This is a genomic window from Rhizobium sp. BR 250, from assembly GCF_047445855.1.
GTDB classification, from domain to species: Bacteria; Pseudomonadota; Alphaproteobacteria; order Rhizobiales; family Rhizobiaceae; genus Agrobacterium; species Agrobacterium tumefaciens_I.
Genome location: NZ_JARWKW010000005.1, coordinates 1 through 23,120 on the forward strand (window position 1 = coordinate 1; position 23,120 = coordinate 23,120).

Here is a 23,120-nt window from a genome sequence, read left to right on the forward strand (position 1 = left end):
CAAAAAATCAAACCCCCAAGGCTCAAAACCCCGGAAACCAACAAGCATTCAGCTCATCAACTTGATTTATTTAGAACGAAAGACTTCGTCGCCAGCAGCGCCGCCGCCCTCGTTCAGTGAGCGGACTTATAAATCCATCCCCTCAAACAAGTCAACACACATACCGTCAAAAAACTGACATTTTTATTAAGTGTTTGATATTTATAGGGAGTTTCCAGTTTATGAGCATGGACAGGCCTGAAACGCCTCCCCCAGCTGGCGACTGGCCCTCCTCCGGGAAACATGCAATAGGAACGGACAGGATTTTTAGTCTGATCGGGGCGTCCGGCGCCCCTTATAAAGCCAAGAATTGGAGAGCCCGTGCGCATTCTTGATGAAGCCGTCATTCCCGAACTGCCAAATTATTACCGTGGCAAGGTGCGGGAAAACTACGATCTGCCCGACGGCAACCGCATCATCATATCCACCGATCGCCTGAGCGCCTTCGACCGGATCCTCACATGCATTCCTTATAAAGGACAGGTGCTCACCCAAACGGCGCGCTACTGGTTCGAGCAGACGAAGGATATTTGTCCTAACCATGTCGTGAGCTATCCCGACCCTAACGTCGTTATCGGCAAGAGGCTGGACATATTGCCGGTCGAAGTGGTGGTCCGCGGTTATCTGGCCGGCACCACCGGCACATCGATCCTGACCCTTTATAAGAAGGGCGAGCGGCAGATGTACGGCATGAGCCTGCCGGACGGGATGAAAGACAACCAGATTTTGCCTGAACCGGTGATCACCCCGACAAGCAAGGCATTCGATGGCGGTCACGACGAGCCGCTGACGCCGGCCGAGATTGTTGAGAAGAAGCTCCTGACGCAGGAGCAGTGGGACACGCTGTCCCATTATGCGCTGGCGCTGTTCAAGCGCGGCCAGGAGATCGCCGCAAAGCAGGGCCTCATTCTCGTCGATACGAAATATGAGTTCGGTACAGATGAAAACGGCACCATCATTCTCGCCGACGAAATCCACACGCCGGATAGCAGCCGCTACTGGATGGCCGACAGCTATGAAGAAAGCTTCCGCAACGGCACGCGGCCGGCGAGCTTCGACAAGGATTTCGTGAGAGCCTGGGTTGCCGAACGCTGCGATCCCTACAAGGACGACGTTCCCGAAATTCCACAGGACCTCGTTCTGCAGACCTCCAAGGTCTATATTGATGCTTACGAACGCATCACCGGACAGAGCTTCATTGCCGACGATAGCGGCGAGACACCGCTTGCAAGAGTACGCCGGAATCTGGAGCCGTTCTTCCCCGGAGTCTGACCGTGAGCAAAATGATCGAACAGGCGAGAAAGGGTGACAGGAAGAACGACGCTTCCGTCAGACGCCGGCCTCGCCGTTCCGCCGAAGAAACGCGGCGGGACATTCTCGCCAAAGCCGAAGAACTTTTCCGGGAGCGCGGTTTCGGTGCGGTGGCAATTGCCGATATTGCCGCCGCGCTCGGCATGTCGCCCGCCAATGTCTTCAAGAATTTCAACTCGAAAAACGCGCTCGTCGACGCCATAGCGTTTGAGCAGATCAGCGAGTTCGAACGGAACATCCAGCCGCTGGACAAGGGCCAACCGCCGCTTTCAAGGCTGCGCCACCTCGCCCGCACCCTGATGGAGCTGCATCATCGGGACCTCAACGACAATCCTTATATTTTCGAAATGATCCTGATGACGGCCAAGCAGGATATGAAGTGCGGCGACTATTATAAATCCGTGATCGCGAACCTGCTGGCCGATATTATCCGCGACGGCATCGATGCCGGAATTTACGCCAAGGCCAATGTTCCGCCGCTTTCGGAAACCGTGCTTCATGCGCTTACAAGCGTCATCCATCCCGTTCTCATCGCACGGGAAGATATCGGCAATTTGGCAACACGTTGCGATCAACTCGTCGATTTAATCGATGCGGGATTACGCAATCCGCTTGCTAAGTGACGATTCCCAATTTACGTCACCTTCTCGCAATTGCTTGCGAAGCGCAAAAGCCTGCGCTTCTATGCGCGTGGCGGTCCGGACAGAATGAGCGAATCGGGTCCCTTCCAAGGCCCTCGCCTGTCGTGTCTGTTTCCGGACGCGCATCCGCCGAGCGACATTGCGCTTATAGTTGAATGCGATCAATACGCAGGGAAGAACGATGAGCCGACGTATTTTACCCCTATTTGCTTCTCTGTGTGTGGCCGCAGCTCTGGCGGGATGCAGCGATGGCGGCGACAGCAGCAAGACCGCCGGCCAGGGTGCCGAGCGGCCGCCGTCTCCGGTCAGCATCATCCTGATGAAGAACAGCGAATATCCCCTCACCACGGTTCTTCCCGGCCGCGCCAGCGCGTTCCAGACGGCGGAAATCCGACCGCGCGTGACTGGCATCATCCGCGAAATTCCTTTCAAGGAAGGCAGCGAGGTCAAGCAGGGCGATATTCTCTACCAGATCGAGGACAACACCTACCTGGCAGAAGTAGCCCAGGCCAAGGCGAACGTTGCGAAGGCCGAAGCCAGCATTCCGAGCGCCCAGGCGAACCTTGCTCGCTATGAGCGGCTGGTCAATAGCGGCGCGACGCAGATCGAATATGAAAACGCCAAGGTGACACTGCTTCAGGCCGAAGCCGATGTAGCACAGACCAAGGCGGCGCTGGAAACGGCGGAAATCAATCTCGATCTCACCAAGGTCCGCGCGCCTTTCGACGGCATCACCAGCGCGACCGCTTTCAGCATCGGCAACGTGGTGACGGCAAACCAGACGACGGCCTTGACGACGCTGCGCCGTATCGATCCGATCTATATCGACCTGATGGAATCCAGCATCAATCTCCTGCGCCTGAAAAAGGCGATCTCGTCGGGCCAGCTTGGCGGCGATACGAAGGAGACCGGTATTCATCTGACGCTGGAAGACGGCACCGAATACAAGCATGACGGCAAGATCGACATGTCCGACATGGCGGTGAGCGAAACCACGGGCACCTTCTCCATCCGCGCCCTCTTCGACAATCCCGACGATCTTCTGCTTCCCGGCACCTATGTGCGCGCCACGCTGACCATCGGCAAGGAAAAGGGTTTCCGCATTCCGCAGCGCGCGGCGAGCCGGAACGCCAATGGCGAACTGACCGCAAAATTCGTGACAACGGAAAACAAGGTGGAAACCCGCACCTTCCCGTCCAGCCAGCAGTCGGGCAATGCCTGGCTGGTGACGGAAAACGCCAAGGATGGCGACAAGCTCATCGTCGACGGTTTCCAGTGGATTGCCGATGGCGCGACGGTCGCACCGGTTGAAGTGACCATCGACGATCGCGGTATCGTCGTTCTGCCGCAGCAAGCTCCGCCTGCCGCCGCCCCCACGAAATAAGCATGAGCACGAAACCCTTGGTCGAAGCTCGCAAAAGGTAAGGCAGGACTGCCATGGCCCATTTCTTCATCCGGCGCCCCGTTTTCGCATGGGTTATCGCCATCGTCATCATGCTGGGCGGCGCCCTTGCGATCTGGACGCTTTCCATTTCGCAATATCCCGACATTGCACCGACAACCGTCCGTGTCAGCGCGACCTACAACGGCGCGAGCGCAGAGACCGTCGAGAAATCGGTGACGACCATCATCGAAGATGGCATGACCGGTCTCGATGACCTCACCTATATGACCTCGTCGTCCTCGACCGGCAGCGCCGAAGTGACGCTGACCTTCGGCAACAGCATCCTGCCGGACATCGCGCAGGTTCAGGTGCAGAACAAGCTGCAGCTTGTCCAGTCGCAGCTGCCCGATACGGTGCAGCAGCAGGGCATCCAGGTCAGCCGTTCCACATCGAGCATCCTGATGGTCGGTGCGCTCATCTCCACCGACGGCAAGCGCAATTCGGCCGATCTCGGCGACGTGTTCTCTTCGCGTGTCGAAGACCAGATCAAGCGCCTGGAAGGCGTCGGCAGCATCAACGTCTTCGGTTCCGAATATGCGATGCGCATCTGGCTCGATCCGTTCAAGCTCAACAAATACCAGCTGACCACGGCCGACGTCACCAGCGCCATCCAGAGCCAGAATACCCAGGTTTCGGTCGGTTCGCTCGGCGCCGTGCCCGCCGTCAAGGGCCAGCAGCTCAACGTGACTGTGACGGCGCAGAGCCAGCTCACCACCGTCGCCGATTTCGAATCGGTCATCCTGAAAGTCGAAAAGGACGGCGCAACCGTCCGTCTCAGCGACGTTGCTCGCATCGAGATCGGTCAGGAAACCTATGGTGGCGATTCCCGCTCCAATGGCCGCCCGTCGGCCGGTTTCGCGGTCAATCTCGCCACGGGTGCCAACGCGCTCGACACGGCGGCGCGCGTGAAAGCGGCTCTGACCAATGTCGAGGGCTCGTTGCCGGAAGGCGTCGCGATCGAATATCCCTATGACACCACGCCCTTCGTGAAACTGTCGATCGAGAAGGTGGTGCATACGCTGATCGAAGCGATCATCCTCGTCTTCGTCGTGCTTCTGGTGTTCCTGCAGAACCTCAGGGCCACCTTCATTCCAATGATCGCCGTGCCGGTCGTGCTTCTCGGCACCTTCGGCATCCTGGCGCTCACCGGATATTCCATCAATACGCTCACCATGTTCGCTATGGTTCTGGCCATCGGCCTTCTCGTCGACGACGCCATCGTCGTTGTCGAAAACGTCGAGCGCATCATGTCGGAAGAGGGCCTGTCCCCGGTCGAAGCGACCGAAAAGTCGATGGGCGAAATCACCGGGGCAATCATCGGCATCGCGCTGGTCCTGACCGCCGTGTTCATTCCCATGGCCTTCTTCGGTGGATCGACGGGCATCATCTATCGCCAGTTCTCGGTCACCATCGTTTCGGCCATGCTGCTTTCGGCCGTGGTCGCCATCGTTCTGACGCCGGCGCTCTGCGCAACGATGCTGAAGCCCATCGATCACCACAAGAAGCAGCGTGGGCCGGGTGCCTGGTTCAACCGCGGCTTCGGCAAGACGACGGACGGCTATGTGTCCTCCATCGGCTATCTGCTGAAACGCCCGCTGCGCGTGATGATCCTCTTCGCGATCGTGATCGGCGGCTGCGCCTGGTTCTTCTCGAAGCTGCCAAGCTCGTTCCTGCCGCAGGAAGACCAGGGCGTGCTGCTGACGATCATCCAGACGCCGACCGGTTCGAACATCGAACGCACCAACGAGGTGGTGAAACAGGTCGAAAGCTACTTCCGCGAAAAGGAAGCCGCCAATGTCGAATCGGTTTTCGGCGTGCTCGGCTTCAGCTTCAGCGGTTCCGGCCAGAACAACGCCATCGTCTTCACCAAGCTCAAGGATTTTGCCGAACGAACCGCGCCTGACCAACATGCCGGCGCCATCGTGCAGCGTGCAATGGGCACCTTCTTCGGTTTCCGCGATGCACAGGTGTTCCCGCTTCTGCCGCCGGCCATTCAGGGCATGGGCACATCGAGCGGTTTCTCGATGTATCTGGTGGATAGCGGCCGCAACGGCACCGACGCCCTGACAGCCTCATCGAAGGAATTGATCGCGCTTGCCACCAGCAATCCGAAGATCAGCTCACTCCGAAGCGACAGCCAGGACAATGAAACGCAGATGAAGATCATTCTCGATCAGGAAAAGATGGGCGCCATGGGGGTCGATCTCGCCTCCGTGAACCTCATGCTGTCGACGATCTTTGCCGGCCGGGATGTCAATGACTTCACCCTGAACGGCGAATTGAAGCCCGTCTATGTTCAGGGCGACGCGCCCTATCGCATGCAGCCGGACGACCTCAAGTTCTGGTATGCGCGCAACACCAACGGAGAGATGGTGCCTTTCTCCTCCTTCAGCGAGGTGAAGTGGATCAATGCTCCGCCGTCTCTCGCCCGTTTCAACGGCACGGGTGCGATCTCGCTTGAAGGCACCGCCGGTGCGGGCGTCGCTTCCGGTGACGCCATGGACGAGATGGAGCGCCTGACGGCAGGCCTGCCGGGCGGTTACACGGTGGCATGGCAGGGCATTTCCTATCAGGAACGGCTTTCCGGCTCGCAGGCCCCGATGCTTTACGCGCTATCGGTGCTCATCGTGTTCCTTTGCCTTGCCGCACTTTATGAAAGCTGGTCGATCCCCTTCTCGGTCATCATGGCCGTGCCGGTAGGCGTTCTTGGCGCATTGACCGCGGCGCATTTCTTCGGCCAGTCGAACGACGTCTACTTCAAGGTGGGTCTTTTGACGACCATCGGCCTTGCCGCGAAGAATGCGATCCTGATCGTCGAATTCGCCAAGGAAAGACAGGAGCACGGTTTAAGCCTGATGGAAGCGACGCTGGAGGCGGCGAAGCTGCGCCTGCGTCCGATCATCATGACATCGCTCGCCTTCATCCTCGGCGTCGTGCCTCTCGCAATCGCAACCGGAGCGGGTTCAGCCGCACAAAATGCAATCGGTATCGGGGTTCTGGGTGGTATGCTTTCTGCAACACTCCTCGGAATTTTCTTCGTTCCGTCCTTTTTCGTCATCATTCGTCGCCTTTCAAGGCGTTAACAAAACAAAAATGGGCTGTGCCAACCGTTAATACGCTGCTAGAAATGTTGCCGATTTGGCAAATGCACGTTTCTACGGCATATCGACCGCGCAGCCCATTTGTCAGCAAGCCGCGCTCGGTAAGCCAACCAGAGAATTGGGAAAATTACATGCTGTCTATTCGCGCCACTCTTCCCCTGACAATGCTGCTGCTTTCAGGCTGCGTTGTCGGACCCGACCACAAGACGCCGGAAATCCAATTACCGGGAAAGTTTGCGGAAGCCGGAAAAACCGGCAATGGCGACATCAGCAGCGTGGCATGGTGGACTGCCTTTAACGACAGCCGCCTGAACGGATACGTTTCCACGGGCCTCGCACAGAACCTGACGGTGATGCAGGCGATCGAGCGCATCAACCAGGCGGAAGCCCAGGTGATCTCGGCCGGCGCAGGCGGTCTGCCCAGCCTCACGGCTCAGGGACAGCACACGACCAGCCAGACCAAGGGCAGCTACCGTGACGTTCCCGTCACCAACGCGTCCTCCGGCGGCCTCAGCGTTTCCTGGTTTCTCGACCTCTTCGGTCGCTATCGCCGGGCAACCGAAAGCGCCGATGCATCGCTCGATGCGGCTTACTCCACGGTCGACGTCCAGCGCCTGACGCTGATTTCGTCTGTCGCCGCCGCCTATATCGATGTGCGCTATTATCAGGAGCGTCTGGCGATTGCCCGCCAGAACCTGAGCTCCCGCCGCGAAACACTGGATCTGACCAAGCTGCAGCTCGAAGCGGGCGCTGCCTCGCGCCTCGATGTCGTCCAGTCCGAAGGTCTGGTCAATTCCACGCTGTCGCAGATCCCTGGCCTCGAAACCAGTTTCCGCAAGGCCGCGCATCGCATCGCAACCCTGCTCGGCATGCCAGCCTCGTCGCTCATTGCCGAGTTGCAGAAGGGCGCGCGCCAGCCTGTCGCACGCGCAATTCCCCGCACCGGCATCCCGGCCGACCTCATCCGCAACCGTCCGGACATTCGCGTTGCCGAACGCAATCTCGCCGCTGCGGTCGCCTCGATCGGCGTTGCCGAGGCTCAGCTTTATCCGAGCATCGAACTCGGTGGCGCGATTACCCCGAGCTACAACTTTGTGAGCGGCGGAGGCCGTGGATCAGCCAATAGCTGGTCGTTCGGTCCGAGCCTCGTGCTGCCGATCCTCGATGGCGGCAAGCTTCGCGCCAATGTCGACCTCGCCAACTCCCAGGCACGCGAGCAATATCTCGTCTGGAAGGCGACCGTTCTCAACGCGGTGGAAGAAGTCGAAAACGCCCTGGCCGCCGTCAACCGCGACCAGCGTACCGTGGACGCACTGAGAAAGACCGTTTCCTCCTACCAGGAAGCGCTGCAGCTCTCCACCGCCAGCTACCGCGACGGCGCATCGTCTCTGCTCGATGTTCTGGATGCCCAGCGCTCGGTCTCGGATGCGCAGGCAAACCTTGCCACGGCAATCCAGCAGACCGCGCAGGATTATGTGTCGCTGAACGTGGCGCTCGGCGGTGGCTATGCCGTTGGCCAGCCCACGCCGAAGAAGTCTGCCGGCCCGACCGTGGCCGCGGCAAAGGGCATGTAAGAACGGCCCACAAGGCAATTAAAAAGCCCGCGTCTCGACGCGGGCTTTTTGCTGTTCAGGGTATAAAAAAAGCACCGGTCACCCGGTGCTTTTTTTCGAGCTGGCAACCAGGCTCAGTTCTTGGCGCGCTCGACGTAGGAATTGTCTTCCGTCGCGATGACGACGCGGATGCCGGCATCGATATGCGGCGGCACCATGGTGCGGATGCCGTTGGAGAGAATTGCCGGCTTGTAGGAAGAAGAAGCCGTCTGGCCCTTCACGACCGGTTCCGTTTCGGTGATTTCCAGCGTGACGTGACGCGGCAGTTCAACGGCCAGCGGGTTGCCTTCATGGATGGAAAGAACGCAGGTCATGCCTTCCTGCAGATAGGCCTTCTGCTCACCCATCGTTTCGACGTCGACAACGACCTGATCGTAGTTATCCGGGTTCATGAAGTGGAAGCCTTCGCCGTCTTCATAAAGGAACTGGAAGTTCAGGTCTTCGACAAAAGCGCGCTCGACCTGTTCGGTGGTGCGCCAGCGCTCGGAAACCTTCACACCGTCAACGATGCGGCGCATGTCCACCTGCGTGACTGGCGTGCCCTTGCCGGGGTGAAAGTTCTGCGCGGTGAGAACGACGTAAAGCTTGCCGTCCACGTCGAGAACATTGCCCTTGCGGACGGATGAGGCGATAACCTTGACCATATGACTTCCTTGTAACTCGATGAAATGCGTCGTAAAGGACTGCGCGGCAGCACCGGCCCCGGCAGACGTTTTGTCTTTTTTCTGGGGCGCAACTACCTTAAATCCGCACGAATTGCCAGCCTTCTACAGCAATTCACGGAAGAGTGCCTAGCGGTTTTCCGCCCGGAATTGCTTTAAATGACGCGATCAGGCGTTTTGCGGGCGGTTTACCCGCAATTCAGCGCCGCAGAGAAGACGGAAAAGAACAGAAGATGCGCGCAGGCAAAGAGACAATGTCACCCTGGTGGACGCCCGACGTCCATGCCGACCGTCGCGCTTTTCTCCTTGGCCGCAATGCGATCCAGTCGGCGTTTCGCAGCTATTTCGCCCGTGCGGATTTTCTCGAGGTCGATACCGCCACCCTGCAGATTTCCCCCGGCAACGAGGCGCATCTGCACGCATTTGCCACCGAAGGCCTGACTCCGGGCGGCAAGGCCGTGCCGCTCTATCTCCATACATCGCCGGAATTCGCCTGCAAGAAACTGCTCGCCGCCGGTGAAAAACGCATTTCCTGTTTCGCCCATGTTTACAGGAACCGGGAAAGAGGCCCGCTGCACCACCCGGAATTCACCATGCTGGAATGGTATAGGGTCGGCGAGACCTATGAGAGCCTGATGAAGGACAGTGCCAATCTTCTGGCTCTGGCGGCCGAAACCGCCGGAACGAAACATTTCAGCTATCGCGGCCGCAGCGTCGATCCGTTTCTGGAGCCGGAACGGTTGAGCGTCGCCGAGGCCTTCGAGCGTTATGCGGGCATTGACCTTTTGGCGACCATCAGCCGAAATGGCGAAACGGATGAGCGCCACCTTGCAGCGAGCCTCACCCATGCTGGCATCCGCATCGCCGAAGATGATACCTGGGCGGATATGTTCAGCCGCGTCATCGTCGAGCGGGTGGAGCCGGAACTGGGCTTTGGCAGAGTAACCATTCTCGACGCATATCCCACCAGCGAAGCCGCCCTTGCCCGCAAGTCGCCGAAGGATGCGCGGGTGGCGGAACGTTTCGAGCTTTATGCCTGCGGCGTGGAACTTGCCAATGCCTTCGGCGAATTGACCGATGCGACCGAACAGAAGCGGCGCCTTGAAATGGAGATGGCCGAAAAGCAGCGTGTCTACGGTGAGACCTATCCGCTCGATGAGGATTTTCTCGCCGCGCTCGCCATAATGCCGCCGGCAAGTGGCATAGCGCTCGGTTTCGACCGGCTGGTAATGCTGGCCACCGGCGCGCCCCGCATTGATCTCGTCATGTGGGCACCCGTTGCGGAATATGGACGATGACAGGGCTTGAAACCATCAAGACGCCCGAGGCGCTTCTCGAGGCGGGGCTGATCGAAGCCGACGCGCTGGAAAGCCTGCGCGCGGTCACCCAGCGTTACGCGCTGGCCATCACGCCTTCGGTTACCGGATTGATGGACAGCCGCGATCCGCTCGACCCCATCGCCCGGCAATTCGTGCCGGACGCCGCCGAGCTCATCCAGCTTCCCGAAGAAAACGGCGATCCGATCGGCGACGACGCCCACAGCCCCGTGCATGGCATCGTTCACCGTTATCCCGACCGGGTTCTCTTGAAGGCAGTACATGTCTGCCCGGTCTATTGCCGTTTCTGTTTCCGCCGAGAAATGGTCGGGCCGCAGGGCAATGGCATGATGACCCCGGAGGAGCTGGACGCCGCATTCGACTATATAAAGGCGAGGCCCGCCATCTGGGAGGTCATCCTCACCGGCGGCGATCCGCTGGTGCTCTCCCCACGTCGCCTGTCCGATCTGATGAAGCGGTTGAGGGACATACCGCATGTGAAGATCGTCCGCTTCCATACCCGTGTACCGGTGGTCGACCCCGATCGCATCGACGGGGCCCTGATCGACGCGCTGAAAGCCAGCGGCAAGACCACCTATGTCGCCCTGCACGCGAATCACGCGCGTGAACTTGGCGAAGAAGCCCGATGCGCTTCGGCGCGGTTGATCGATGCCGGTATCGCCATGGTCAGCCAGACCGTGCTTTTGAAAGGCGTCAATGACGACCCGGCGATTCTCGCCGAGCTGATGCGCGCCTTTGTCGAGACCCGCATCAAGCCTTATTACCTGCACCATCCGGATCTCGCGCCCGGCACCAGCCATTTCCGGCTGACGATAGAAGAAGGGCAGCGAATCGTTTCCGCCCTGCGCGGACATGTCTCCGGTCTCTGCCAGCCAACCTATGTTCTCGACATTCCCGGTGGCCACGGCAAAGCGGCAATTGGCAGAAATGCGGCCGAAAAAACAAACGGTGGCTGTTATTCCGTGTCAGACTTCAACGGAAACGAGCATATTTACCCACCACAGGCATTCGGTAGCGATTAAAAAAAGCATAAAAAGCCCGCCGCGCCGGGCTTTTCGAGAGTGGCTTCGGACGAAAACAAAAATTTCACATTTCCGCCCCTCTCCTGTCATCATAAAGAAAAATATTCTACCTATAACAATCAGCATTGATTTTAGTGCTGGTCTGGAATATCAGTGTGGAACTGGAGAACGAGTCTCCTGATTCCGGGCCAACACCAATACAGGGAGTGTGTCATGTCAAAACATATCAACATTAACGCAATCCTTGGTCTTGAGTCCTGGAATGCTGGATTTAAATCCACGTGTTCCCGCTGCTGTCGAATGTGACCTGACGGTCTCAATTTCCTAAAATCAGTTCGACAACATGCTGTGTGAATTAGCCACAGCGGGAGTATATTATGCAGAAGCAAGTCATTGAATTCGCTGGCGAACCCGTCGGCATCGTTATCCCGGACAATGACCGGTTGAAGTTCATCGCGGTGAAGTTCCACGTTCACGATCTGGACGAACAGAAGTTCGACAGCGCCGACGACGTGCGGATCGCTATTCGCGATCTCGTGCGCAACCGCAACCTGGCCGCGGCCTGATGCGGGAAAAGCATCGCCCGCTTGAAGAATTTTCAAAACCAGAGCGCGCCGAAAATCGGATCCCGAACACCGGACCGGCGGCGCGCTTTTCTTTTGTGTGACAATCCGCAGGCCCGCATCGCCGGCCATATATCGCGCGTCAAACGTCACCAGTTGAGCTGAAGCAGCTCCCCCACTACCCGGACTTGTCAAAACGCCGTAAAGGTCAGCGTCGTCAGCGAACGCACGATGCCCGGAATATTGACGATGTTCTGGTTGATGAACTTGCCGATATCCTCTTCCTGCGGAAGATAGATTTTCAACAGCAGATCATATTCGCCGCTGGTGGAATAAAGCTCGGAAACCAGCTCCGTTTTATAGATGGCATCGGCGACATCATAGGTCTTGCCGGGTTCGCATTGAAGCTGAACGAAAATGGGCTTCACGGACATCTCCCGTATTGGAACTTTCGGTGCGTGGCGGCACGCGCCACGCGTCATGCCGCACTATTGGCTGAGCCGCGCCGCTCTTGCAAGACCGCCCGCCGGTTTACGCCGAAAACTCCCCCGTCCTGCCGCCGGCCCCACGGGCGGCCTCGGAAACGATCCAGCGCCGGAAACTCTCGAGCGGAGCATATCCGGCACGATCCGGCATGCAGGCGAGATAATAGGCCTCTTCGCTTTCCACTTCCCCCGCAACGGCCGCGACGAGACGACCGCTTCGCACCTCCTCCTCGATCATGAAGGAGGGGATGAGCGATGCTCCAACGCCCGCGCTCGCCGCCTCGGCAATGGTGGTGAACTGATCGAAAAGCATACCGTGCACATTCTCGAAACGCACATCATGGCCGCGAAACCACTGTTCCCAGGCATCTGGCCGGGTCGTCATGTGCAGCAGCGGCACATGCAGCAGGTCGCCAGGTGTCGAAAGTCCGTAGCGCGCCTTGAAGGCCGGGCTGCATACCGGAATGACCTTTTCATGCATCAGGAAAACCAGCTCGGTGCCCGGCCAGTGCGGCAAGCCGAAATGGATCGCTGCATCGACAGTATCGGTGCGGAAATCGAACAACGACGACCGTGTCAGGAGATTGACGGAAACGCCCGGATGCCGGGCGATGAAATCCGGAAGGCGCGGCACCAGCCAGCGCGTGCCGAAGCTGGGCAGAACACCGAGGTTGAGCGTGCCGCCATCCGGATTGGCGCGCAGATTGAGCGACGCCGTCGAAATACGCCGCAAAGCCTCGCGGATTTCCCGTGCATAACCTTCCCCCGCCCGGGTCAGCCGGATGGTCTGTCGTTCGCGCAGAAACAGCGCCACGCCAAGCTGCTCTTCAAGCGCCAGGATTTGCCGGCTGACCGCGCCCTGTGTCAGGCCGAGTTCCCTCGCCGCAGCCGTGACGCTGCCCGTGCGCGAGGCGGCTTCGAAAGCCGCCAGCAGCGAAAGCGACGGCAGAAAACGGCGCGGTGGCAGGACCATATTCCCTCACGGAATGAACTCTTGACGATATGTCGATATTCAACAGGCAGGAGCGCTTGTAAAGTCTCATAAACAAGGGCTTGTCACTCATACGAAAAACAAATGAACTTGTCCGGAACATGGTGGAACGATGTATAACGACCCCCGCTCGCACGGCCTCTGGGAAAAGACCGCGCCGCAACCGCCCGTAACTTCGGCCTTGCAGGGCCCGGCGGTTGCCGATGTCGTCGTCGTTGGCGGCGGTTTCACCGGGCAATCCGCCGCCCTTCATCTTGCCGAAAGGGGCGTGGACGTCGTTCTTCTGGAAGCAAAGGAAATCGGCTTCGGCGGCGCCGGCCGCAATGTCGGCCTCATCAATGGCGGCATGTGGGTCATGCCAAAGGAACTGCCCGGTGTGCTGGGGGAGACCTACGGCGAACGGCTTCTCGACCTTCTCGGCAACGCCCCGCTTCTCGTGCGCGAACTGGTGGAAAAACACGAAATCCCCTGCGAAATCGAGAAAAACGGCACGCTGCATTGTGCCGTTGGCGAAAAAGGGCTCGCCGAAATCCGCGAGCGCTGCGAGCAATGGTCAACAAGGGGCGCGCCCGTCCGTGTTCTCGATGCCGATGAAACGGCGAGACGCATCGGCAGCACCACCTATTCCGGTGCACTTCTCGACACCCGCGCCGGCACACTCCAGCCGCTGGCCTATGTTCGTGGCCTGGCCGCAGCCGCACAAAAGGCAGGCGTGCGGCTGCACACCGCAAGCCCCGTGATAGCCACCGAACGCGACGGGGGGAAATGGCTGGTGAAGACACCGCAGGGCTCGGTAAGTGCCGACTGGATCGTTGTGGCCACGGAAGCCTATAGCACCGGCCCCTGGCAGATCGTTCGTGATGAGCAGGTCTACCTGCCCTATTTCAACTTCGCGACCCGGCCGCTCGGCGACAATCTGCAAAAAAGCATCCTGCCCGGCCGTGAAGGCTGCTGGGACACGAAGGAAATCCTCTCATCCTTCCGCATGGACAAGGCAGGGCGACTGGTCTTCGGCAGCGTCGGAGCCCTAAGGGGACCGGGCGCCACCATTCATCGGGCGTGGGCAAAACGCTCGCTGAAGCGGCTTTTTCCGCAGCTCGGCGACACGGAATTCGAATGCGAATGGTATGGCCAGATCGGCATGACGGACAATGCCGTGCCGCGTTTCCATAAATTCGCGGAGAATGTCGTCGGATTCTCGGGCTATAACGGCCGCGGCATCGCGCCGGGAACGACCTTTGGCAAGGTGATCGCGCAGCATATTCTCGGAGAAATCGCCGAAGCCGATCTGCCCTTACCTGTGACGGAGCCGAAAGCCCAGGCTTTCCGCGCAGTGAAGGAAGCCTATTACGAGACGGGCGCGCAAATCGCCCATTTCGCCGGTGAGCGGTTTTGACGGCAAGAGCTGGCGGCCGTTTTGAGGTTAAATTACCAACTGTCTCATACTCGACCTCATCCTTGGGCTTGTCCCAAGGATTTAATCAGGTCGCATTCAAATGACACCTCGCAGATGCCCGGGACAGGCCCGAGCGTGACGGAAGTGGGATTTTCAGCCTAACCACCTGCTCACAGAAACATCCGCAGCCGCTGCTTTTCCGCACCCCAATCGATATATCCTTGAAAATATAATGATTGCCCTATAGGCCTATCGTTATATTCATCGGAATATATCCAACTCGGGGAACACCATGATACTTATGCGCCGCAGCTTCTTCAAAACCATTGCCGCCGCCACATCCCTCTGGATGGCGGCCTCCTTCGTGGCTGTTCCGGCTCATGCCGCCGAAAAGGTCACGGTTTTTGCCGCCGCGAGCATGAAAAACGCGCTCGATGCCATCAATGCGGAATGGGCGAAGGAAAGCGGTAACGAGGCGACGGTTTCTTATGCCGCAAGCTCGGCACTCGCCAAGCAGATCGAACAGGGTGCACCGGCGGATATTTTCATCTCCGCCGACCTCGCATGGATGGATTATGTCGCCGACAAGAAACTGATCAATGCCGACAGCCGCTCCAATCTTCTCGGCAACCGCATCATTCTCGTGGCGCCTGCAGACAAGGCAAAGCCGGTCGAGATCAAGCAGGGCTTCGATCTTGCCGCTCTGGTGGGTGATGGCCGCCTCGCCATGGGCGCGGTCGATTCCGTTCCCGCAGGTAAATATGGCAAAGCCGCGCTGGAAAAGCTGGGCGTCTGGTCCTCCGTCGAAACGAAAGTCGCCGGCGCGGAAAGCGTGCGCGCCGCCCTGCTGCTCGTCTCGCGCGGCGAGGCACCCTATGGCATCGTTTACCAGACCGACGCCGCCGCCGATCCCGGCGTCAAGATCGTCGGCACCTTCCCCGAAAACAGCCATCCGCCGATCATCTACCCGGTTGCCATTCTTTCGGAAGCAAAATCGCCGGCAGCGAAGTCCTATCTGGATTTCCTGAAGTCCGCGAAGGCGACGCCCTTCTTCGAAAAGCAAGGCTTTACCGTTTTGAAATAAGCTTGCTTCAGGCCCGCTTCCCGGCGGGCCATGAAACATGGCAATTGCAGGATATGACATTGCATTGGTGGACACTCAGCGCTGAAGAATGGACGGCGATCAGGCTCAGCCTGTGGGTGTCCTCCATCGCCATGCTTGCCAGCCTGCCCTTCGGTATCGCAGTGGCCGTGGCATTGGCGCGTGGCCGCTTCTGGGGCAAGTCGCTGCTCAACGGTATCGTGCACCTGCCGCTCATTCTGCCGCCCGTTGTCACCGGCTTTCTGCTGCTCGTCCTCTTCGGCCGCCGTGGCGCGATCGGACAGTTTCTCGATACGTATTTCGGCATCGTCTTTTCCTTTCGCTGGACAGGGGCGGCACTTGCCTGCGCCGTCATGGCCTTTCCGCTGATGGTGCGCTCCATCCGCCTCTCCATCGAAGCGGTGGACCGCAAGCTGGAAGAGGCGGCGGGAACATTGGGGGCAAGCCCGCTCTGGGTGTTCCTCACCGTCACACTCCCCCTCACTCTACCCGGCATCATCGCCGGCATGATCCTCGCTTTCGCCAAGGCCATGGGCGAATTCGGTGCGACCATCACCTTCGTTTCAAACATTCCCGGTGAGACCCAGACGCTTTCCGCCGCCATCTATACCTTCACGCAGGTGCCGGGTGGCGATGCCGGCGCATTACGCCTCACCATCGTTTCGGTCGTGATTTCCATGCTGGCCCTGCTCGTCTCGGAATTTCTGGCCCGCATCATCGGCAAACGGGTGAGCATGGAATGACGCTTTCAGTCTCCGCGCATCACCACCTCGGTGCCTTCGAACTCCACGCGTCCTTCACCTCTGACGGCGGGGTGACCGCGCTGTTCGGGCGTTCCGGCTCCGGCAAGACATCGATGATCCGCATCATTGCCGGCCTGTTGCGGCCGGATGAGGGACAGGTTTCGCTTGATGGCGAAGTGCTGGCCGATAGTGGAAAGTGCCTGTTTCTGCCGGCCCACAAACGCCGCTTCGGTTATGTTTTTCAGGAGGCACGGCTCTTCCCACATCTCAGCGTGGCGCAGAACCTGCGATACGGCAGATGGTTCGCCGCAGGCAAGGAGACAAATGCGAATGACGACCACATCATCGACATGCTCGGCATCGGCCATCTTTTGCAACGCCGCCCGAACAGGCTGTCCGGCGGGGAAAAACAGCGTGTCGCCATCGGCCGCGCGCTGCTCTCCTCACCCCGACTGCTGCTGATGGACGAACCGCTCGCCTCGCTGGACGAGCAGCGGAAGGCCGAAATTGTCCCCTATCTCGAGCGGCTGCGCGACGAGACGAAAATTCCGATCGTTTATGTCAGCCATTCCATCCAGGAAGTCGCCCGCCTTGCCGACCGTATCGTCGTGATGAAGGACGGCAGGGTGGAGACGGAAGGAAAAGCGACCGAGGTTCTGGCGAGACCCGATTTCAGCCTGCATCTCGAGCGGCGTGAAGCGGGCAGCATCCTGTCCGGGCGTATCGAAAGCTTCGATGAACGCCATGGCCTTGCCGCCGTCCGGCTCAGCACGGCACTGCTGCAGGTTCCGGCAAAGAAGGCAGCGCCGGGCAGCCCCGCGCGGGTGCTGATACCGGCACGCGATGTCATGTTGGCTCTGGTGAAACCCGAGGGCCTCAGCGCGCTCAACATTCTCGAAGGCCATGTCGCCGATATCTCGATGAACGAAGACGGCATGGTGACGATCCAGGTGGATTGCGGCGGCGATATCATCCAGTCACGTATCACCGACCTGTCCCGTGAGCGGCTGCAACTGGAACCCGGCAAACCGGTGCATGCGATCATAAAGTCGGCGGCTCTCGATCCCTATTGAACGCATCTTTGGGATTACGGTTGGCCTCCAGCCAGTCGATATCCGCGCGCAGAGCCTTGTTCATCCGCTCTTCCATGCCGCGATAACGCTCCAGCAATTCGGCGCCGAAGGCGGTCAGCGCCGCGCCGCCGCCCTGCTTGCCGCCGCGCTGGGATTCGATTACCGGCTGCCGGAACATGTGGTTCAGCGCATCCACCAGCAGCCACGCCCGGCGATAGGACATATCCATCGCCCGCCCGGCGGCCGAGATCGACCCGGTTTCGACAATCAATTCCATCAGCTCGACCTTGCCGTGACCCAGACGCTCTCCGGGCGGGAAGTCGATGCGCAGGACGGGCTTCAGCAGCGGGCGTGTCTCGCTCATGGTTCAAACACCCCGGCCATGAATGTCACGATAGGCCTTTTGTGCGCCCGCCACCGGCAGCGCCTTGGCCTCATAGACCCCGCGCGCCACCGCCCGCGCCATCACGATTGTCGCGAGATAGCAGAGTTCGGCGAAGTGAGCGCCACCCTCAAGCGGTTTGTCGCCAGTCGCGGCCGCGAACATGGTGTCGCCATCGCTCGGCAGATGGGCGGGAAGCACGGCGCGCGCCAACCCATCATGCGCCATGATGGAGAGGCGGTGGGCCTGCGCCTTGGTGAGTACGGCGTCGGTCACCACTGCGCCGATTGTCGTCGCGGTGAGATTGACGCCCTTGAGGCGCAATGCGGTATCATCCGCTAAAAAACGATCCGGAAAACCGCAATCGCCAAATTCACCGTCAGCCTCAAAAGGCGCGGACCAGAAATGGCGGCTCGCGCCGACGGTGGCGGAGCCCAGCGCGTTGACGGCAACGATTGCCGCCACTTTGTATCTACCGGAACTGACGGCACTTGCCGAACCAAGCCCGCCTTTGAAAGTGGCCGTGGTCGCCCCCGTTCCGGCACCAACCGTTCCTAACGCGAAGGGGGCAGCGTGCGCCGCCTTGAAGGCCGCATATCCCATCTCGCGATAGGGCGAATGCAGTCCCCAATCCTTGTTCCCGCCGTTCAGCAGATCCATCAGGATCGCCTGCGGCACGATGGGCACGCGGGTGGAGCCCACCTGCAGGCCACGGCCGATCTCCCGCAAACCGGCCTGAACGCCACCCGCCGCATCCAGCCCGAAGGCCGAACCACCGGAGAGCACCAATGCGTCCACCGTCTCCACGGTCATGGCCGGGTCCAGCAGACCGGTATCGCGTCCACCGGGCGCACCACCAAGAACCGAACCGGAGGCGATGGCGGGCTTTTCGAAAACAATCGCCGTAACGCCGGAGCCGAGGGTAAGATCGGTGACATTACCGACCGAAACGCCGTCGATATCCGTGAGAAGATTGTTGCGTGCCGCCATGCCGTTTCCCTTTTCTTTCGGTATCCCGCCGCCACGGCGCACTGTCAACGCAAAAGACCTGCCCGCCTTCGGCCGAAAGCCGCTATCAGGAGAAAACCGCAGTGCCGATCACGGGTGTCGAAGGCACCGCCATATCCCTCGGCTCCAGCGGACCGGACCTGAAGGCCTGGTGGCCGGCCTCAATGGCACTGGCGAAAGCCGCCGCCATTCCGACAGGATCACCCGCGCCCGCAACCGCCGTGTTGAGAAGAACGGCATCGTAACCAAGCTCCATCACGGTCACCGCGTGCGATGGCCGGCCGATACCGGCATCGACGATCAGCGGCACCTCGGGAAATCGCGCCCGCATCGATTTCAGCGCCATCAGATTGAGCGGCCCCATGGCGCTGCCGATCGGCGCGCACCAGGGCATCAGCACCCTGCAGCCCGCCTCCAGCAGCTTTTCACCAACAACAAGATCGTCGGTCGTATAGGGGAAGACCTCGAAACCCTCCTCGCAGAGAATCTTGGCCGCTTCGACCAGCGCAAAGACATCGGGCTGCAAGGTATCGTGATGGCCGATGACTTCGAGTTTGATCCAGTTGGTGCGGAACACCTCCCGCGCCATCTTCGCGGTGAGCACCGCTTCCTTGACGGTATGGCAACCGGCCGTATTGGGGAGAATATGCCGGTCCAGTTCGCGGACCAGCTCGAAAAACTGACCGCCCTTCTTCGCCCCCGCCATTTCCCGGCGCAGCGAAATCGTCAGGATATCCGTGTTGCTCGCCCGCACCGCATCCGCGAGCACCGCGGGAGACGGATAACGCGCCGTGCCGAGCAGAAGACGGGACGAGACCTCGCGGCCATAAAGTGTCAGCATGACCTCAACCTCCCTGCATCGGCGAGAGGATTTCGACGCGATCGAAAGCCTTCAGCACGTAACCGGCACGCTCTTCCGAATGCACCAGATCGCCGTTTACTGCCGTCGCCAGCCATTCGCCTTCATATTCGAGGCTGGCGAGCAGACCGGCCAGCGTCTCAGTGGCGAGATCAAGCTCGTCGCCATTCACCAGAAGTTTCATGATCCTGTTCCTTGTAAGAGAGAGTTTCGCAGACGATTCCGGCTGCCTGCCGCGCCATGGCCGGCGAAAGCAGAAAGCCGTGCCGGTGCGCGCCGTTGATGAAGATGGTTCGGCCATCCTCGGTGACCTTCGGCAGATTATCGGGATAAGCCGGCCGCACGCCCGTGCCGGTTTCGATGATTTCCGCCTCCGCAAAGGCCGGATGAACCGCATAGGCGGCGTTGAGGAATTCCATCATCGAGCGGGCGGAAATGGCTCCCTTGTCCTCCGTCTCGATCATCGTCGCCCCCACCATGAAGCGGCCGGGCTCGCGCGGCACGATGTAGAGCGGAATGCGCGGATGCAGCAGCCGGATGGGGCGGGAAAGGGAAACCTCCCGCGTGGCGAGGTAGAGCATTTCCCCCCGCACACCACGAAGACGGGGAATCTTGCCCACCGCCGCAGGCCCGGTGCAATCCACAACCCGTTCGAACGACCGTTCATCCACGAGGACACCCATATGAAACCGGACACCCATGGCGCAAAGCCGCTGATACAGCGATGCTAGTGCAAGACGCGGATCGAGATGGCCTTCATCGGCAAAATAGAGCCCGGACCGGAAGCGGCCGGCAAGATCAGGCTCCAGATCGGCGATCTCGGCCTCACCCACCCATCGATAGCCGCTGGTCCTCGATGCAAAACGTGAAAGCTCCACCTTGTCACGGGCAGGCGCGACGACCAGCGTGCCGTTGCGGACCACAAGGCCGGGCGTCGCTTCATCCCACCAGTCGAGTGCCGCCGTGCCGAGCGTCAGAACCGCCTCGTCCGCACTTTCACGCTCGCACCAGGGCGCCAGCATGCCGCCCGCATAAAAGGACGCACCACGAGAGGGTTCGGCATTGCGCTCCGACACTTCGACAGCAACGCCACTGCGTGCCAGCTCGAGGGCCGCCGTCAGTCCGGCGACCCCCGTTCCCTTGACGAGGACACGCATGTTATTCGGCGCTCGCGGACGTCGGCAGCGGCATGTAGAGCTCGCCACCCTCCTTGAAGCGCGCGGCCATGGCCTCAAGCCCCTCCTTCTGCGCCTCGGCGCGGATATCGTGGGAAATCCGCATCGAGCAGAATTTCGGCCCGCACATGGAGCAGAAGTGTGCAACCTTGTGCGCCTCCTTCGGCAGGGTCTCGTCGTGGAAGGAACGTGCCGTATCCGGATCGAGCGACAGGTTGAACTGGTCCTCCCAGCGGAACTCGAACCTTGCGCGTGACAGCGCATCGTCCCGCACCTGCGCAGCCGGATGACCCTTGGCAAGATCGGCGGCATGGGCGGCGATCTTGTAGGTGATGACGCCAACCTTCACGTCGTTGCGATCCGGCAGGCCGAGATGTTCCTTCGGCGTGACATAGCAGAGCATTGCCGTACCGAACCAGCCGATCATCGCCGCGCCGATGCCTGACGTGATGTGGTCGTAGCCGGGCGCGATATCTGTGGTGAGCGGCCCGAGCGTGTAAAAGGGCGCCTCGCCGCAGGTCTTCAGCTGCTTGTCCATATTCTCCTTGATCTTGTGCATCGGCACATGGCCGGGGCCTTCGATCATCACCTGGCAATCCTTCGCCCAGGCGATCTGCGTCAACTCGCCCAGCGTTTCCAGCTCGGCGAACTGCGCCGCATCATTGGCGTCAGCAATCGAGCCGGGACGCAGGCCGTCACCCAGCGAGAAGGAGACGTCGTAGGCGCGGCAGATGTCGCAAATTTCCTCGAAATGCTCATAGAGGAAACTTTCCTTGTGGTGATGCAGACACCACTTGGCCATGATCGACCCGCCGCGCGAGACGATGCCGGTGACGCGGTTGACGGTGAGCGGGATGTAATGCAACCGCACCCCGGCATGGATGGTGAAATAGTCGACGCCCTGTTCCGCCTGCTCGATCAGCGTATCGCGGAACACCTCCCAGGTAAGATCCTCGGCAATGCCGTTGACCTTCTCCAGCGCCTGATAAAGTGGCACCGTGCCGATCGGCACCGGCGAATTGCGGATGATCCATTCACGGATATTGTGGATATTGCGGCCAGTAGACAGGTCCATGACGGTATCCGCACCCCAGCGGATGGCCCAGACCATCTTCTCCACTTCTTCCGCCATGGAGGAGGTGACGGCGGAATTGCCGATATTGGCATTGATCTTGACGAGAAAATTGCGGCCGATGATCATCGGCTCAAGTTCGGAGTGGTTGATATTGGCGGGAATGATGGCGCGACCCGAGGCGACTTCCTGACGCACGAATTCCGCCGTGACATAGTCGGGAATATGCGCGCCGAAACTCTCGCCGTCCCGCGCGAGCTTTTCCTTCGCAGCCTCGCGGCCGAGATTTTCGCGGATGGCGATGAATTCCATTTCCGGCGTGACGATGCCCGCCCGCGCGTAGGCAAGCTGCGTCACCGCCTTGCCCGCCGTGGCTCGCAGCGGCTGGTGGCGCATGGCAAATTCGGGCGTCAGGCGCTCGCCGGTGGCAAAGCCGTTATCCTCCGGCTTGACGTGCCGTCCCTCATAAGCCTCGACATCACCGCGCGCCACAACCCAGTCGTGACGCAGGCGCGGCAGACCCTTTTCGATCAGGACCGGATGCGTGGGATCGGTATAGGGACCGGAGGAATCATAGACCGTGACGGGCGGTTCGCCTGCAGTCGGGTGCACCGCGATCTCTCGCATCGGCACGCGAATATGCGGATGTAAAATTCCGGGTTTATGGATTTTCGTGGAGGCAGCATGCGGCCCGGTGGTGACGACAAGCGGGTTGGTCTTGGCAACGATATTCATCTTGAGGCTCCAAAGTTTGACTGTGGAGACCCAGTTCGAGCCGGAATGATGGAAAATACCGAAGTGCCGATACCGGACGTCCTGACGCCAGCCGACCTTCGATCTTTGCACCGTCCCTACGCCAGTATGAACTGGATCAGGTTCAACGGGTCACTGCGCATGAAAGCAGAATCTCAGCCCCTTGACGGGACACCCCTGGTGAATGACGACAGCAAAAAACACCGCTCGGCTTTTGTCAAGGCCGCCGATCAACGCTTGGCAAAGGTGCGGGAATGGCGCATGCTGCCGTTAGTTGTAATTAACCTAACGGTTTAGGCGAATATTATCGTTTGCCACGTAACGATAAGCACAAACAATCCTGATGTG

At 59.9% G+C, this 23,120-nt stretch carries 21 protein-coding genes and 1 riboswitch; of the genes, 12 read left to right on the plus strand and 9 right to left on the minus strand.

Annotated features, from left to right (window positions below; translation table 11 throughout):
• The first annotated feature begins 360 nt into the window (after window positions 1–360).
• The 5 genes from QD336_RS09410 (at window position 361) to QD336_RS09430 (ending at window position 8,110) form a co-directional block, all read left to right on the plus strand.
• Entirely contained in the window at window positions 361–1,311 is a 951-nt protein-coding gene (locus QD336_RS09410; protein ID WP_499170378.1) for a phosphoribosylaminoimidazolesuccinocarboxamide synthase, read from the plus strand.
• Window positions 1,312–1,313: 2 nt separating this feature from the next.
• Entirely contained in the window at window positions 1,314–1,973 is a 660-nt protein-coding gene (locus tag QD336_RS09415; RefSeq protein WP_499170380.1) for a TetR/AcrR family transcriptional regulator, read from the plus strand.
• A gap of 199 nt (window positions 1,974–2,172) precedes the next feature.
• Entirely contained in the window at window positions 2,173–3,375 is a 1,203-nt protein-coding gene (locus tag QD336_RS09420; protein ID WP_499170382.1) for an efflux RND transporter periplasmic adaptor subunit, read from the plus strand.
• Window positions 3,376–3,428: 53 nt separating this feature from the next.
• Window positions 3,429–6,518, plus strand: coding sequence for an efflux RND transporter permease subunit (locus QD336_RS09425; protein ID WP_499170383.1), 3,090 nt, complete (start codon window positions 3,429–3,431; stop codon window positions 6,516–6,518).
• A 149-nt stretch (window positions 6,519–6,667) separates the two neighbouring features.
• Window positions 6,668–8,110 (plus strand): efflux transporter outer membrane subunit, encoded by a 1,443-nt coding sequence (locus tag QD336_RS09430; protein ID WP_269347070.1) that lies wholly within the window; start codon window positions 6,668–6,670, stop codon window positions 8,108–8,110.
• A gap of 113 nt (window positions 8,111–8,223) precedes the next feature.
• Here QD336_RS09430 and efp read toward each other — a convergent pair whose 3' ends face one another.
• Window positions 8,224–8,793, minus strand: a complete 570-nt coding sequence (gene efp / locus QD336_RS09435) for an elongation factor P (RefSeq protein ID WP_269347069.1) — start codon at window positions 8,791–8,793, stop codon at window positions 8,224–8,226.
• 251 nt (window positions 8,794–9,044) lie between these two features.
• Between efp and epmA the strand changes: the two genes are divergently transcribed.
• The 3 genes from epmA (at window position 9,045) to QD336_RS09450 (ending at window position 11,736) form a co-directional block, all read left to right on the plus strand.
• Window positions 9,045–10,109, plus strand: coding sequence for an EF-P lysine aminoacylase EpmA (gene epmA, locus QD336_RS09440; protein ID WP_499170386.1), 1,065 nt, complete (start codon window positions 9,045–9,047; stop codon window positions 10,107–10,109).
• A complete protein-coding gene (locus QD336_RS09445) occupies window positions 10,106–11,170 on the plus strand; it encodes a lysine-2,3-aminomutase-like protein (protein WP_499170388.1) in 1,065 nt (354 codons plus the stop codon). The genes epmA and QD336_RS09445 overlap by 4 nt, the downstream gene beginning before the upstream one ends.
• A gap of 377 nt (window positions 11,171–11,547) precedes the next feature.
• Window positions 11,548–11,736: a hypothetical protein gene (locus QD336_RS09450; RefSeq protein ID WP_045019798.1), complete on the plus strand. Its 189-nt coding sequence runs from the start codon at window positions 11,548–11,550 to the stop codon at window positions 11,734–11,736.
• A gap of 188 nt (window positions 11,737–11,924) precedes the next feature.
• Here QD336_RS09450 and QD336_RS09455 read toward each other — a convergent pair whose 3' ends face one another.
• Both QD336_RS09455 and QD336_RS09460 read right to left on the minus strand, forming a co-directional pair.
• Window positions 11,925–12,161, minus strand: a complete 237-nt coding sequence (locus QD336_RS09455; RefSeq protein WP_003521320.1) for an Lrp/AsnC ligand binding domain-containing protein — start codon at window positions 12,159–12,161, stop codon at window positions 11,925–11,927.
• 103 nt (window positions 12,162–12,264) lie between these two features.
• The gene (locus tag QD336_RS09460) at window positions 12,265–13,191 is read right to left on the minus strand and encodes a LysR family transcriptional regulator (protein ID WP_499170389.1); all 927 of its coding nucleotides are present in this window, start codon (window positions 13,189–13,191) and stop codon (window positions 12,265–12,267) included.
• Window positions 13,192–13,321: 130 nt separating this feature from the next.
• On the opposite strand from QD336_RS09460, the gene QD336_RS09465 reads away from it, so the two are divergent.
• The 4 genes from QD336_RS09465 (at window position 13,322) to modC (ending at window position 17,523) form a co-directional block, all read left to right on the plus strand.
• Window positions 13,322–14,605: an NAD(P)/FAD-dependent oxidoreductase gene (locus QD336_RS09465; protein ID WP_499170390.1), complete on the plus strand. Its 1,284-nt coding sequence runs from the start codon at window positions 13,322–13,324 to the stop codon at window positions 14,603–14,605.
• Between the two features lie 292 nt (window positions 14,606–14,897).
• Entirely contained in the window at window positions 14,898–15,689 is a 792-nt protein-coding gene (modA, locus tag QD336_RS09470) for a molybdate ABC transporter substrate-binding protein (protein WP_499170391.1), read from the plus strand.
• 53 nt (window positions 15,690–15,742) lie between these two features.
• Complete coding sequence (gene modB, locus QD336_RS09475; RefSeq protein WP_499170392.1) at window positions 15,743–16,450, plus strand: molybdate ABC transporter permease subunit; 708 nt, start codon at window positions 15,743–15,745, stop codon at window positions 16,448–16,450.
• On the plus strand, window positions 16,447–17,523 hold the full coding sequence (modC, locus tag QD336_RS09480) for a molybdenum ABC transporter ATP-binding protein (protein WP_499170394.1): 1,077 nt from the start codon (window positions 16,447–16,449) through the stop codon (window positions 17,521–17,523). Before modB ends, modC begins: the two co-directional genes overlap by 4 nt.
• On the opposite strand, the gene QD336_RS09485 is transcribed toward modC, so the two are convergent.
• The 6 genes from QD336_RS09485 to thiC all read right to left on the minus strand — a co-directional run bounded on the left by QD336_RS09485 (window position 17,492) and on the right by thiC (window position 22,754).
• Window positions 17,492–17,887, minus strand: a complete 396-nt coding sequence (locus QD336_RS09485) for a winged helix-turn-helix domain-containing protein (protein WP_499170396.1) — start codon at window positions 17,885–17,887, stop codon at window positions 17,492–17,494. The genes modC and QD336_RS09485 overlap by 32 nt on opposite strands.
• A gap of 3 nt (window positions 17,888–17,890) precedes the next feature.
• The gene (locus QD336_RS09490; RefSeq protein ID WP_499170397.1) at window positions 17,891–18,895 is read right to left on the minus strand and encodes a P1 family peptidase; all 1,005 of its coding nucleotides are present in this window, start codon (window positions 18,893–18,895) and stop codon (window positions 17,891–17,893) included.
• A gap of 85 nt (window positions 18,896–18,980) precedes the next feature.
• Complete coding sequence (locus tag QD336_RS09495) at window positions 18,981–19,754, minus strand: thiazole synthase (protein WP_269347057.1); 774 nt, start codon at window positions 19,752–19,754, stop codon at window positions 18,981–18,983.
• Between the two features lie 4 nt (window positions 19,755–19,758).
• Window positions 19,759–19,956, minus strand: a complete 198-nt coding sequence (gene thiS / locus QD336_RS09500) for a sulfur carrier protein ThiS (protein WP_269347056.1) — start codon at window positions 19,954–19,956, stop codon at window positions 19,759–19,761.
• A complete protein-coding gene (gene thiO / locus QD336_RS09505; RefSeq protein WP_499170400.1) occupies window positions 19,925–20,929 on the minus strand; it encodes a glycine oxidase ThiO in 1,005 nt (334 codons plus the stop codon). Before thiO ends, thiS begins: the two co-directional genes overlap by 32 nt.
• 1 nt (window position 20,930) lies before the next feature.
• Entirely contained in the window at window positions 20,931–22,754 is a 1,824-nt protein-coding gene (thiC, locus tag QD336_RS09510; protein WP_499170401.1) for a phosphomethylpyrimidine synthase ThiC, read from the minus strand.
• Between the two features lie 95 nt (window positions 22,755–22,849).
• A riboswitch (TPP riboswitch) is annotated at window positions 22,850–22,961 on the minus strand.
• Window positions 22,962–23,120 lie beyond the last annotated feature (159 nt).

Coding starts and splice junctions, on each gene's coding strand:
- QD336_RS09445 (WP_499170388.1), top strand. CDS start 10,106: ATGACAGGGCTTGAAACCATCAAGACGCCCGAGGCGCTTCTCGAGGCG.
- QD336_RS09465 (WP_499170390.1), top strand. CDS start 13,322: ATGTATAACGACCCCCGCTCGCACGGCCTCTGGGAAAAGACCGCGCCG.
- epmA (WP_499170386.1), top strand. CDS start 9,045: ATGCGCGCAGGCAAAGAGACAATGTCACCCTGGTGGACGCCCGACGTC.
- thiS (WP_269347056.1), bottom strand. CDS start 19,956: ATGAAACTTCTGGTGAATGGCGACGAGCTTGATCTCGCCACTGAGACG.
- QD336_RS09485 (WP_499170396.1), bottom strand. CDS start 17,887: ATGAGCGAGACACGCCCGCTGCTGAAGCCCGTCCTGCGCATCGACTTC.
- QD336_RS09450 (WP_045019798.1), top strand. CDS start 11,548: ATGCAGAAGCAAGTCATTGAATTCGCTGGCGAACCCGTCGGCATCGTT.
- modA (WP_499170391.1), top strand. CDS start 14,898: ATGATACTTATGCGCCGCAGCTTCTTCAAAACCATTGCCGCCGCCACA.
- QD336_RS09425 (WP_499170383.1), top strand. CDS start 3,429: ATGGCCCATTTCTTCATCCGGCGCCCCGTTTTCGCATGGGTTATCGCC.
- QD336_RS09430 (WP_269347070.1), top strand. CDS start 6,668: ATGCTGTCTATTCGCGCCACTCTTCCCCTGACAATGCTGCTGCTTTCA.
- modC (WP_499170394.1), top strand. CDS start 16,447: ATGACGCTTTCAGTCTCCGCGCATCACCACCTCGGTGCCTTCGAACTC.
- thiO (WP_499170400.1), bottom strand. CDS start 20,929: ATGCGTGTCCTCGTCAAGGGAACGGGGGTCGCCGGACTGACGGCGGCC.
- modB (WP_499170392.1), top strand. CDS start 15,743: ATGACATTGCATTGGTGGACACTCAGCGCTGAAGAATGGACGGCGATC.
- QD336_RS09490 (WP_499170397.1), bottom strand. CDS start 18,895: ATGGCGGCACGCAACAATCTTCTCACGGATATCGACGGCGTTTCGGTC.
- QD336_RS09460 (WP_499170389.1), bottom strand. CDS start 13,191: ATGGTCCTGCCACCGCGCCGTTTTCTGCCGTCGCTTTCGCTGCTGGCG.
- QD336_RS09420 (WP_499170382.1), top strand. CDS start 2,173: ATGAGCCGACGTATTTTACCCCTATTTGCTTCTCTGTGTGTGGCCGCA.
- efp (WP_269347069.1), bottom strand. CDS start 8,793: ATGGTCAAGGTTATCGCCTCATCCGTCCGCAAGGGCAATGTTCTCGAC.
- thiC (WP_499170401.1), bottom strand. CDS start 22,754: ATGAATATCGTTGCCAAGACCAACCCGCTTGTCGTCACCACCGGGCCG.
- QD336_RS09495 (WP_269347057.1), bottom strand. CDS start 19,754: ATGCTGACACTTTATGGCCGCGAGGTCTCGTCCCGTCTTCTGCTCGGC.